10 protein-coding genes are annotated in these 12341 nt (G+C 67.5%); 7 read left to right on the plus strand and 3 right to left on the minus strand.

Features of this window, described 5'->3' with window-relative positions:
• Positions 1–827: 827 nt before the first annotated feature.
• From ABZS54_RS38590 to ABZS54_RS38620, 7 genes are all read left to right on the plus strand, one after another.
• Positions 828–3569, plus strand: a complete 2742-nt coding sequence (locus ABZS54_RS38590) for a Helicase associated domain protein (RefSeq protein ID WP_355546854.1) — start codon at positions 828–830, stop codon at positions 3567–3569.
• Positions 3570–5381: 1812 nt separating this feature from the next.
• The gene (locus tag ABZS54_RS38595; RefSeq protein ID WP_355546856.1) at positions 5382–5564 is read left to right on the plus strand and encodes a hypothetical protein; all 183 of its coding nucleotides are present in this window, start codon (positions 5382–5384) and stop codon (positions 5562–5564) included.
• 983 nt (positions 5565–6547) lie between these two features.
• On the plus strand, positions 6548–6853 hold the full coding sequence (locus ABZS54_RS38600) for a hypothetical protein (protein ID WP_355546858.1): 306 nt from the start codon (positions 6548–6550) through the stop codon (positions 6851–6853).
• A 60-nt stretch (positions 6854–6913) separates the two neighbouring features.
• On the plus strand, positions 6914–7687 hold the full coding sequence (locus ABZS54_RS38605; protein ID WP_355546860.1) for a DUF5819 family protein: 774 nt from the start codon (positions 6914–6916) through the stop codon (positions 7685–7687).
• Entirely contained in the window at positions 7687–8706 is a 1020-nt protein-coding gene (locus tag ABZS54_RS38610; protein ID WP_355546861.1) for a hypothetical protein, read from the plus strand. Before ABZS54_RS38605 ends, ABZS54_RS38610 begins: the two co-directional genes overlap by 1 nt.
• A 106-nt stretch (positions 8707–8812) precedes the next feature.
• A complete protein-coding gene (locus tag ABZS54_RS38615; protein WP_355546863.1) occupies positions 8813–9244 on the plus strand; it encodes a DUF393 domain-containing protein in 432 nt (143 codons plus the stop codon).
• A 745-nt stretch (positions 9245–9989) separates the two neighbouring features.
• Positions 9990–10385 carry a helicase associated domain-containing protein gene (locus ABZS54_RS38620; RefSeq protein WP_355546865.1) on the plus strand — a complete coding sequence of 132 codons (396 nt, stop codon included), beginning with the start codon at positions 9990–9992 and terminating at the stop codon, positions 10383–10385.
• A gap of 660 nt (positions 10386–11045) precedes the next feature.
• Here ABZS54_RS38620 and ABZS54_RS38625 read toward each other — a convergent pair.
• From ABZS54_RS38625 to ABZS54_RS38635, 3 genes are all read right to left on the minus strand, one after another.
• Positions 11046–11234, minus strand: coding sequence for a hypothetical protein (locus ABZS54_RS38625; RefSeq protein WP_355546867.1), 189 nt, complete (start codon positions 11232–11234; stop codon positions 11046–11048).
• 332 nt (positions 11235–11566) lie between these two features.
• A complete protein-coding gene (locus ABZS54_RS38630) occupies positions 11567–11839 on the minus strand; it encodes a hypothetical protein (RefSeq protein ID WP_355546869.1) in 273 nt (90 codons plus the stop codon).
• A 17-nt stretch (positions 11840–11856) separates the two neighbouring features.
• Positions 11857–12341 (minus strand): replication-relaxation family protein (locus ABZS54_RS38635; RefSeq protein WP_355546871.1); only part of this gene is annotated, 485 nt, incomplete at its 5' end.

The raw sequence follows: 12341 nt of genomic DNA on the forward strand, positions 1-12341 counted from the left end.
CCCTTCGCCGCTCGCGCGGCGAACGAGCGACAAGCCGGCGCGCTGCGCCGGCTCGAGGGACAGCCGCTGCGCGGCCGTCAAAACCCTGTCCGACGCGCTGCGCCGAACAGCACGAAGGGCAGGCTCGACGCTTCGCGCCGAGCCCAGGACACCCGCTTCGCGGCTGTCCAAGCCGGCAACGGGAAGCGTGTAAACGGCTTGCAGGGTAAGGGGTTTCGGTCGTTCTCCGATGGGCGATGCGTGCCGCTCGGAAGATCTGACGAAGCGTCAAGAGAATCTGACAGACCATCAGAGAAACCTGACTGAGTGTCAGAAGCGTGTTCCGCCCACCCACTCCCCCATCGACTGCCATACTCCATGATGACACACCAACCCGCTCCGACACCATCGGGTAGCTTAGACAACAACCCACCGGACCCGGGGCGAAAAAGGCGAGCCCCACCGACGCCGAACCCACCCCGAACCACCTTCCGAAACCGGGCCCAGGGCCCGCCTGGGACCCTAACGAACCGGACCGCACGAAGGATGCGCACAAGGTGCATACAGGGGCCCTGAACAGCCACAACACCCCTACGGAACGCCACCGTCGGGCCCGCCGGGCGGAGGCCGGGCGAGCCGGGCCTCACCTCGACCACAGCAACACGACAGCCCCCGCACACCGACCCGACCCCCAATCGCACACCCACACCACACCCGACCGACACGACCCTGGTCGCCACACAAATTCGCATAAACAAACCGGGAACCCGACGGAAAACACGTGCAATCAATATCCGAGAACATCGCGCATCGCATCGGTTTATGAACTCGGGAAAGGACACCACATCATGGGAAACACGACGCAAACCAAAACCGGAATCAAACTCCGCCCACACCAGAAAGAAGCCGTCCAAGCCGGCGTCCTCGAACTCGCCGCCCCACCCGAGGACGACGCCGCCCTCGCCGAGCTCCGCGCCGGCACCGGACCCTGGAGCGGACACCGCGCCCAGATCATCGCCGCCACCGGCACCGGAAAAACCGTCATCGCCGCCGCCACAACCGCCCGCCTGGCGCCCCGCGGCCGCGTCCTGGTCCTCGTCCCCACCCTCGACCTCCTCACCCAGACTGTGGCCGCCTGGAGGCGTACGGGCCGCACCGGGCCGATGGTCGCCGTCTGCTCGCTCCGGGGCGATCCGATGCTGGACGCGGCGGGGGTCCGATCCACCACCAGCCCACCCCAGTACGCCCTCTGGACGGGCCGTCAACGGCACGTCACCGTGTTCGGCACCTACGCCTCCCTCCGGGTCCTGCTACGGGCCCAGAAGGGCATCTACGGCATCGCTCCACCGGACCCGTTCTCGCTCGTGATCGTCGACGAAGCACACCGAACCTCCGGAGCAATGGGCAAGGCCTGGGCCGCGATCCACGACAACCGACGCCTGCCCGCGGCGCGGCGGCTGTACCTCACCGCCACACCCCGGATCTGGGAGCCCTCGGCGGGCAGCGCCTACGCCGCGCTCACCGAAGAACCACCCGTCCCCGAACTCGACCCACCCGACGACGAGGACCAGGACGACGTCGACCTGTGGGGCGACGACGACCTCGAGCTCGCCGACGAGCTCGAGGAGGACGAGCACACCCGGGACGCCTACCAGCCACTCCCAGCCGGACTCGCCGCGTCCATGGACGACCACCGCCTGTACGGAAAAGTGGCGTACAACCTCCCCCTCGGAACGGCCGTAACACGGGGCCTGGTAGCACCTTTTCGGATCTTCGTGGTCGAGATCCGCGACGAGGAAGTCCAAGCCGCCGCCGCCGAGAGCGGCAGCAAACTGAACAAGCACACCACCGAGCCCGCGGCCAAGGAGGCCTACCGAGGCAAGCGGCTGGCCGCGTTGCAGACCGCGCTGCTCAAAACCGCGGCCGAGCACGACCTGCGCCGGATCCTGAGTTTTCATTTCCGCACCATCGAGGCCGAAGCCTTCGCGAAAGGCCTGCCCAAGGCCCTGAAGAGGCTGCGCGCGAACGACCTGGACACCTACGCCTGGAGCATGTCCGCGGACTGGCTCTCCGGCGAACACGACCCCGGCCACCGGCGGCACGTCCTGGGCCGTTTCGGCGCCGGCGCCGACAAGAACGGCGTCGCCGTCGACCGATCCTTCGTCTCGAACTGCCGCGTGTTGGGCGAGGGCGTGGACGTGCCCGAAATCGACACCGTCGCGATCCTGGACCCCAAGGGGTCGATCGTGGAGATCGTCCAGGCCGTGGGGCGTGCCGTCCGGCCGACCATGCGCGGGGACAAGATCGCCACGATCGTGGTCCCGATCTTCCTGCAGGCCGGTGAGCACCGTGACGACATGCTCGTCTCGCCGAGTTGGCGACCGCTCCAGCGGGTTCTTCAGGCGTTGCGGGCCCACGACGCGGACATCGTCGACGTCCTCGCCGTACCCCAAGTCAACGGCACACCCCAAGGCGAACGCAGCCCCGACGAGCCGGACCAGGACGACACAACCGGCGAGACCGGAGAGGTGGGCGAGGACGCGGGCGGGGAGGAGCGGGAGGAGTGGCGGCCGATCCTGCGGTTCTCCAGCCGCCGCGACCCCGTCGAGATCGCCCGCTTCGTCGAAATGCGCGTGGTCGACCCGCAGTCGCGGAACTGGCTGCGCGGGCTGCGCGCTGCGGAGCGCCACCGCCGCAACCATCCCGATCTGCGTGTCCCGCTGGACGGCGTCGACGTCGACCACCACGGCGTGAAATTCCCGCTGGGCGGCTGGATTTCCGAACAACGCAGGGAATACTCCGCAGGACGGCTGAACACCAAGCAGATCCAGAAACTGAACGAGTTGGGAATGGTGTGGTCCCTGCTCGACCAGGCCTGGGAGGACGGGCTGGCCATAGCGCGCCAATACGCCCGCGAACACGCCACCCTCGCCGCCCCCGCCGACGCCGTGATCGAGGGATTCCCGATCGGTAAGTGGTTGGAGACCAAACGGACCCAGGACCGCAAGAGCGGCCTCGACCCCCAACGGATCAAGGCGCTCGACGCGCTCGTCGACGGCGAACCATGGAACCCGCCGCACTGGCCCGTGTCCTGGCAACGACGCCTCACCTACGTCGTCGAGTTCCTGAAAGCACGCGGCACCGGGGCCCGATTGGACGACGTCGCCCTGGACGTCGTCCACCGCGGCGAGGCCATCGGACGTTGGGTCGCCCGGCAACGGGCCGGCTGGGACACGCTGGGCCAGGAGCAGCGCGAGCGCCTGATCGAGCTCGGGCTCACCCCACCCGGGACAGCCGAACCGGCGGACACGGCGCAGCGGGCGGGAGAAGTGGTCGAGCCCGACGGGCCCAGGCCCAGACGGACGCGGGAGCAGGCGTTCGAGATCGCGTTGAGCGCGGCGGCGGCCTATCGGGAGCGGGTCGGACATTTGGAGGTCCCGCGTGGGCACGTCGAGACCGTCACCGCGTTCGACGGACGGCGCGAGGACGTGAGGTTGGGAGTGTGGATCACCACCACCAGAAGCCGACGACCAAAACTCCCGGCGCAGCGGATCGCGGCGTTGGACGCACTCGGCATCCGATGGACATGAGAGGGACAGGTGGGACGGGTCGGGTCGGTGGCGGGCCTTCGGCCGGTTCCGACCATGGCGTAAACCGGTCCGGCGTTGTCTCATATTGCGGATGACCTTGTGGTCTAGACCACAAATTTCACTCGTATGAGTGAATGAAGTCGGCGCGGGGATCGGCAGGGCGTCTGGCGTCCACCGTGCTCGCGGAATAGTTCACAAGCGCACGTGAGCGGCAGTGCGGAGCCATGTCCAACTGGGCTGGCCGCCCGGGTGGCGGCAGTGTCATCGGGGTGTGGCTGGGCTTGCCTGGGCGTGACTGGGCCTGTCAAGGGGTGTTCTTTACAACCGCTCATCGTGCATCATGGCTTCGCGAACCGCCGGGGGGATTCGGCGGCTTCATGGACATGCAAGAAGAGACCCCACCCGGATCGACGGCCAATCGAAGTACCGGGCGGAGCCTCTTGAACTATGTCGATTGGACGGGCCTGGCCTCTATTGGCTGGGCCCGTGTCCGGTTACGACCCCGTATACCGCGATTCCTGTCGTTACGACAGTCGCCAGTACCGGGACCCACCTTCGCACGTAGCCGGCCAGTCGGACCCGTGTCCACCGACGCGGTGGCCCCGAAGAGCCATCGCTTTCCTGCCCCATCGTTCCTCCATGGGTGTCGGAGGCCCGTAGGTCACGGGCCCCACAGCTGCGGAGGCCCGTTTCAGGGTGCGGCGTCCTTGGATCGCGGCGAGAGGATTTGTGATCGCTCGCGCGATTTACGAGAAGCCACTCACGTGAATAACTCGACGGTTGTTCGTCATCGACACGTGATGTAGAGGACACCGTAAAGAGCGATCCGGCCTCCTTGCAACACGGGGACAGTCGTTTTGCCGGGGGTTCTCCGTTTCGGCAGGTCAACGTCATGATCACGCTATGTGGACAATGGCGACCCGAACGTGAAGAGTTTTGCGATGAATTGAGGCTTTAAGTCACTTAAATCGCTTTTTCTTCAACGTCAAGTCCAGCTTTTAGCCATATACCGGTGAATATCAACGCTATTGACTCTATAACAGCATGTAACGGACCCATGGGTTTCGGCGTCCGGGAGCGTCGCGGTTCGCTCGGGCCACGAGGGCCGACCACGTCACGCGGTGTCCAACGCGGAGGCCACGGGATCGTCACGGCCATCGCGTCCCGGAAGGCGTCACCACTGTGGAACCCGGACGGTCGCGTGCGGGGCCGTTCGAGCGAACGGGCCCCGCACGCGCGCGGTCGGTGCCATGCTGAACGACTCGCCACCACCCTCATCGGGCCGTGACCTCCGGGCCGGAACTCCCGCACGGATGACGCGAAACCATCGCCGGCGCCGTCCCATGAGATCGAGTGCCCGGTTCGGCCGGGCGCGTGGTGTTCCCGACCGGAGGGAATCCGCGTGGTGCAGATGTGAAGTCGGCCGGCCGGGTCGCTTATTCGAGCGGGGGCGTTCGTCTCGTTCGGGTGAAGTGCCTGCGCCCTCGGTGCAACTGTGGGCGCGGGTGCTCTTCGCGGGGTCCACACGTTCGCCTCGTGGCGTGTTGTGCGGACTGTGCCCCGACGGAGGACGACGGGGAACGGCCCCGACCGCGGCAACGCGCGGCCGGAGCCATTCTCGTTCGTCGCGCGGGCACTTCGGTGGAGGGGACGTGGTGCCCGTGGACGGGTCGGGGTGTTTCTCCCCGGCGGATCCGAGCGGCGTTCTCGAGATCTCCCGGTCAGTCCATCGTCGCGATCAGCCGCGGGTCCGGATCCGGGCGCAGGAGTCACGGGAACCAGGTCGTCGAGACCGACGTGGTGACCGCGGGCGTGGAGTCCTTCGAGTCGTTCCAGGACGAACGCGTTCAGGTTGGTGTTGAGGGTGCGGTTGATCGGCTCAATCGCAAGGTCCGGCGGCTGTTGTGCAACCAGTTCGAAGCGGCGGTACATCGCGCGGTGTTCTTCATCGGATCGAGCCGAGGCCTCCTCGGTCACGACGGCCCCGGCAGGTGACGCCTTCGTCGTTGGTAGATCTGCGGATCACCCACACGGGGACCTCCCCAGATCAACGGACGGGGAACGGTACTCCTCGGCTTGGAGAGGAGAAGAGGATCCTTCTATCGGTCGCCACCCCACCGGCAGCGAGGAAGTCCCCGCCTGGAGGCAGAGGTCGCGGCGAGGCCGGCCCGGACGTGCCGGCCTGTGCATGGACGTGCCCGCGCCTGGGCACTGGGATCGGCACGTCCGGGTCGCGGTGGTGTCTTCGCGTGGCCACCACTCAACACGCGAGTGGGTGACCCGCCGCGACTCGGATGATTGGCGTACGCCAAACGATCGCCGGTGAGTCACGTCTGACCGGGCACGCCGCCACGCCCGGCCCCGCCGCAACAGCGGCAAGCCGGCGAGACGAGCGGGGACCGACGAGTGACCGAGCCCTCGACGGAAATCGAGGCGCGGGCGATGAACCGGTCGGTGGGAAGGGCAAGGCAGAGCAGCGGGAGCTGTGCGAAGGAGACCGACACAGGCGGGACCCGATCCGGCCGGGACGAGTACACACCGCCGGGCGGGCCCCTGGGCCGAGCGTGGATGGATCGGTGTTCTGTGCGCGCGGGCGGCCATCGTTTGACCAGCACACCCACAAGATCACGAGAATTTGCACCACCCTGGGCTGACGGGAGAGACGGCGGGCACGAAGTGTGCCTTTGTCGACCGATCCTTTTCGGACGCTTATTGGCTTGTTCCGGGTCGCCGTCGGTGAAGTTTGCGCCATTTCGAATGGATCGCCCGAAGGTACTTTGGCTTCGGAATTCTGGATTCCGCATCATTTGGCTCGACGTTAATCTCGAAGTGACTATGATCTCGACGTCCGGTTGGTTGCTCCTATCTACACAACCGGATTCATGTATTCCGGTATTCGGCACTCGAGTTTTCGTGTGCCGTTCCGGGGTTTCCCGTATCAATCGTTCGATGTATCTCGAAGAGAAATGGACACGTGTATGAAGCGTAGGGCGAAGTTCGCGACGCTTGGAATCGGCGTGGGCGCAGCGATCGGGGTTGTCGGTTTCGTGGTGCCGGCGAGTGCGGCCCCGAATGGCTCGGGATCCGTGGCGCCGGCGCAGGTGCAGCAGGCGGTTCCGGCGGGTCCCGCGAGCCCGGTGTGGATCAAGAGCGTGCTGAATTCCGCGTCGAAGTATGCGAAGGCGTATCAGTCGCAGTCGTTTCTGCAGAATGCCTGCCCGTCCGGGATGAAGGGAGGCGTGGCGGAGGCCACTCCCGGGTTCGACGGCGCCAGGTTCGACTAGGTCGACGGGATACCGCAGATGACCTCGATTTCTACTCGGGGCTGGAGGGCCGGTCGGAGCGTGTTCCGACCGGCCCTCCGGTGGACCCGTCTGGTTTCTCTGACCTCGCTTCTCGTCGGTGTCGGATATGCCGCCATGGTCCTGTGCCTGGTTGCTCCTCCGTCGCCCGCGCAGGAAAAGATGGCCTCCGCTGCCTACAAAATAGCTGATCCCTATTTCGTGCAGAGTTGGCAACTCTTCGCTCCGAATCCACCGGATGCGAACACGTACGGTTGGTATCAGATCGCCTATGTCGATGCTTCCGGACGCCGCCAAGAGACCGATCCGCGGTCGCTCAACGACCTGTTTGTCGGGCAGTCCCAAAGCCAATGGGTCTTTCCCGACCGTGTAGGGCGAATAGTGACGTCACTCGACGAGGAACTCGTCAATCTTCAACACGAACAGATTCGAATCGACACACTCAGGCGCGGCCCGGCAGCCACCGGGGACGGCTCGGATCCGGCCATCGGCCCATCGGTGAGCGCGAGTTCCGTCGCGGGCGCGCAGCCACGTGTTCCCGATACGGAAGCCGTCAAAGATCCACGGGCGCTGGACGGGTTGCAGAAAGCCCTCGACGCGGCCGTCGCTCGAGCTGCCGTCGCGGTCCGCCGAGTGGCATCGCCGTTGGCCGACGAACTGCATCTCCCAGGCCGCGTTGTCGAGGTCCGGATCTTCGTCACCACCGTCTCGATCACTCGGTTCTCCGACCGCTACCGCGACCACCCGCCGAGTCCGAAGATCGCCCGCGTCGGGGACAGCCACTGGTTGGCCTATCTCCCGAAGGGAGGGCGGTAGTGATATCTCCAAGGTCACTCACCTCGCGCCTTGACCGCCTCGGCACCCGCCCTCAGCGACTCATCGGCCTGGCGGTGGCCCGGATCGGACTCGGCGCCACGTTCGTCCTGATCTACCTGTCGAACCTGCAATATCGCAACCTGCTGTGGGGACCTCACGGAGCCGCAGACTTCGACCAATTCCGCGACTCGATGAACAGCCCGCGCCGATACTCGCTGTACATGATCAGCGAGAGCACGCCGTGGTTCAACGCAGTCTTCTTCACCGGTCTGATCGTGGCCGTACTGTGGACCGTCTACGGGACCAGGCCGCTGACCCTGCTGCACGCGATCTTCGTATGGTCGCTGTACGAGCGCAACGAATCGCTCCTGGACGGCGGTGACAACCTCAACAGGATCCTGGTGATCCTGCTGATATTCACCACGACAAACGCGTACTTCAGTCCCGGCGCCAAGAAAGTCCGCGCCCGTCTGGCGTCCCGCGAACCACGCCCTCGGGCGGCAACGAGCATGCACAACGTCGCGGCCACCCTCGTGGTCTTCCAAACCGTCGTCGTCTACGCCGTCGCCGGATTGTGGAAGGTCGTCGGTTCGCGGTGGCGCGAAGGCAACGCGCTCTACTACATCACCCGGGTCGACGAGTTCAGCACCAACTCCGTCATGCCCTGGCTGATGAAAGATCCCTTCCTCCTCACAGGAGCCACCTACCTCACAATCGCCGTTCAACTCGCGATCGTTCCCGCAGCCCTCACCCGCCGACGCCGGTTTCGCGAAGGCGTGCTCCTGCTCATCGTCGGCATGCATCTCGGGATCATGTACGGGATGGGCCTGGTCTCCTTCGGCCTGTTCATGATGGCCGGCGACACCACCATCCTCAACGACGACGACTACCGAGCGGCCCGCCGAAACCTCCGGGCCACAGTCGGCCGGATCCGGCACCGCCACAGCCGCCTCGACCAATCCCGGCCGCACGGCAGTCCCGCCCCGAAACCCCGTGCCCTGGAGGACATTCGAACATGACCGGAATCAATACTCCGAGGGAGTTCACGTCATGCCGGCGCCCCGTCCGAGATGGGCTCCGTGAACGGCCCGCGCCCACCCGACGCACGTACCCAGGTGCCGTGTCATGACCGCCGACACACCAGGGGCGACCCCTCATGCCGTTTTGCTCTACGACGGAGACTGCGGATTCTGCCATTGGTCGGTCACCCGTCTTCGCCGCCTCGTCCCCCTCACCGTGACGATCACGCCCTGGCAGGCGACCGACCTCGGAGCGTACGGCCTGACAACCGACCAGGTCAGTCACGCCGTCCACTGGCTCCCGCACCGCGGACCCGTCCGCCGCGGACACGAGGCATTCGCGGCCTGGCTCCGTACCGCGCCGCCGCCCTGGAGCCTGATGGGGCGCATCATCACGACGCCACCCATCGCCTACCTCGCCCGCCGGGTCTACCGCCTCGTGGCCGACCACCGTGCCCAACTGCCCGGCCCTTGGCGCGCCGGAGCCACCTGTCGCGTTCCGACCCAAGGCTCTTCGACTCGAAACTCGGACCACTAGCGACGGACCATCACCGATTCTCGGCCACTCTGCCGTGCCGAACCGTTGTCGCGCGCGACAGCCGACAACCGAACAGGCTGTGTCCGAAGCCGCACAAGCTGTGTAATGAGTGGGACGAAACCATCCAAGGAGTCAGACCATGATCGACGTTCTGTTTGACATGTTGGGCAGCCTCTTTCGGATCCTGACACTTCGTGGACGCAAGTAGAAACCGCACCCTCTCCACTGCTGCGAGTGACGTTCGACCCCCCACCGAACAGGTGTCGCCGACCTCCGACACCGCCCCCCACCCGAGGGCGGCGTCGGGGGCGGCGGGCTGCCTCCGGGTGATCGACCTGGTCGGTAGTTCGGCCCACAGCGCCACCAAAGGACACCGCCGCGGCCTTCGGCGGGATCAATGTCCCGAGTACTCCCCGGTGCGGAGCTTCGGCATCACCGCGCCGACCTCCCCGACCGAGACCGATCCGTCCCGTGTGGAGCTCGAGATGAACTTCCAGCTGTACGGGCCGATCGCCGCCACGCACGTCGTGTCACCCGCCATGCGCCAGTCCGGCGCGGGCGCCCTGCTCTACACCACCGGCGCGGGCTCGATCTGGCCCGACCCGCGGGTCGCCAACGTCAACACCGCAGCGCTGCGACTGGGCAATGAACGTGCACAAGGAACTCGCCGACACCGGCATCCGGGCCGCCCACGTCGGCATCGACGCATCCATCTGCGTCTCCGCCATCCCCGGCGTGGAGGCGGGTGCCGGCGCCCGGGACGCTGTACCGGGCCGTCGACGTCGGCCGGTGGATCGCCCGACAACACGAGCGGTGGAGCGAGCCGGCGCCGGCCCAGCGGGCGGAACTGCCCCGGCTGGGCGTGCCCGCGCCGGCGGCGCCGTCCCGGCCTGCGCGGGCGGGGGTCGGGCGTAGCAGGGATGAGACGTTCGCGCTCAACCTGTCCGCTGCCGCCGCGTTCCGGGCTCGGGAGGGTGATCTGGAGGTGCCGCGCGGGCACGTCGAAACGGTGACCGCGCCCGATGGGACGGCCGAGGCCGTGAAGCTCGGGGTGTGGATCACCAACGTGCGTACTCGCCGGGCGAAACTCGCGAGCGAGCGTGTGGACACGTTGGACGCGCTGGGGATGCGGTGGGCGTGAGATTCGATGTGGGATTCGTGTCGGATCGGTGTGACGGTTTGTTCCCGTTGTTCCCGGGTCCGTTCGCGGCCGGGTCCGGGCGGACATCGTCGGGCGGCGGACGGGGGCGGTAACGAGGGGGTGTGGTTTCGGCTGGTGGTTGGGGCCCGGTGTTCCTGCGCGGAGCCGTCACGGGAGAGCGGGGCGGTCGTTGAGTCCGTCGTGGTGGTCCGGCGTCTCCCCGTCGCCGGAGTTCCGCCGTGCCGGTCGGCCCATCCCCCGAGGTCGTCCGGGGTTCGATCTTGGGCAGCGCCGGTGGGCACGACATCGGCGCCGCCCGAGATCGGCGGGACGCCCCGGCCAGGGCGGTGCCCGGCGGGGTGGATGCGGTGGGCGGGATCAGAGGCGGGGTTCGCACTGTCTGCCGCTCAGCGCCTCCTCGACCAGGCTCACCGCGTGTTCGTCCCGTTCGGGGAACTGCGAACGCCGAGGGTCGGGTTGCCGGCAGGGTGGGCGGTGTCTTTCGTGGGGTCCACACATTCGCCTCGCGGCGAGCTGGTGCGGGCTGTGCCCCACGACGGATGACGTGGAGCAGCCCCGAACCGCCCGTGCGGTCCGGGGCTGTTCCCGTTCGTCACGCGGACCCCCGGCGGAGGGGAAGGCCGGTTGCCCGTGGACGGGTCAGGCCGGCTCGCCGCGCCGGATCCGGTCCGCGATGGCTTCCACCTGTCGATCGAACAACAGGTCCATGGTCGCCAGGAGTTGCGGGTCGATGTCCCGGCGCAGCAGGCCGGGGACGAGGTCGTTCAGGCCGATGTGCCGGCCGGGGGTGTGGAGTCCTTCGAGGCGTTCGAGGACGAACGCGTTCATGTTGGTGTTCAGGGTGCGGTTGACGGGTTCGAGTGCGGGGTCCGGTGGGGTTCGAGGCGGCGTTACATCGCGCGGTGTTCCTCGTCGGGCCGGGCCGCGGCCTCCTCGGTCATCACGGCCCTGCAGGTGACGCATTCGTCGTTGGTGAATTCACGGATGACCCACACGTGACCTCCCAAGATCGGGACCGGGAACGGTACTCCGCCGATCCGACCGGGGGAAGAGGATCTTCTTCCGGGCCGGGCGGTGGTGTGCCGGTGTGCCGTCCCTCGAGGGCCCGGGGCCGAGATGTGATGCCACGCTCGCGGCCGGGAGCCGTGCCGGGGCGAACGTCATGCGGTGCGGAGGCGGTCGGCGGTGGATCGGTTCAGGAGTGCGGCGGCGGCGGGAACGCGGGCGTGGGGGCGGAGTCGGGTGCGCATGAGGGTGATCGCGGCGTCGGCCCGTCCGCAGCGCAGGTGGGCGTGGTCGTCGAGGAAGGTGGTCCAGGCCGCGCACGCCTCGTCCAGGCGGCCGAGGTCGAGGAGTGTTTCGGCGAGGATGCCGGAGGAGATCGCGCGGTGGCGTCGTTCGTGGTCGGGGCGGGCGCGGTTGCTGCGGGCCATGGCCGCGGCTGCGGTCTTCAGGTCACCCGGCGGTCCAGGGCGCGCATCGCGTGCAGGGTCGGGCGCAGTCGGTCGATCCGGCGGCGCAGCACAGCGGGTTCGGCGCCGGTGGTCACGATCCACAGCGGTGGGCATGCGTGGCCGGGGTATTGCTCGCGCCATGCGGCGTGGGTGGAGCCGTTGAGGTGGCGGGGTCCTTCGTGGGTGCGGTGTTCGGCCCAGCGGGTCCAGGTGTCGATCTTGGTGGCGAGGCGGTGCAGGGGCATGGTGACGCGGTCGAGTTCGATCAGGCGCACCCCGGAGTCCGCTCCTTGAGGGTCGGGGGTGTCGAGGCGGGCGACGGCGTCGGCCGTGAGCCGGCGGCGCTCGAGGCGGTGTTCGACTTCGACGTCCCAGCCGGTGATCGGCCCGGCCCCGTGGCGTACGCACGCGGCGGCGGTGGCGGTCACGGCGAGGGCGCGACCGGCCAGGCCGCCGCGCAGGGCGGCCTCGCCGGTGGCGG

It is taken from the genome of Embleya sp. NPDC005575, from assembly GCF_040605455.1.
Taxonomy (GTDB): domain Bacteria; phylum Actinomycetota; class Actinomycetes; order Streptomycetales; family Streptomycetaceae; genus Embleya.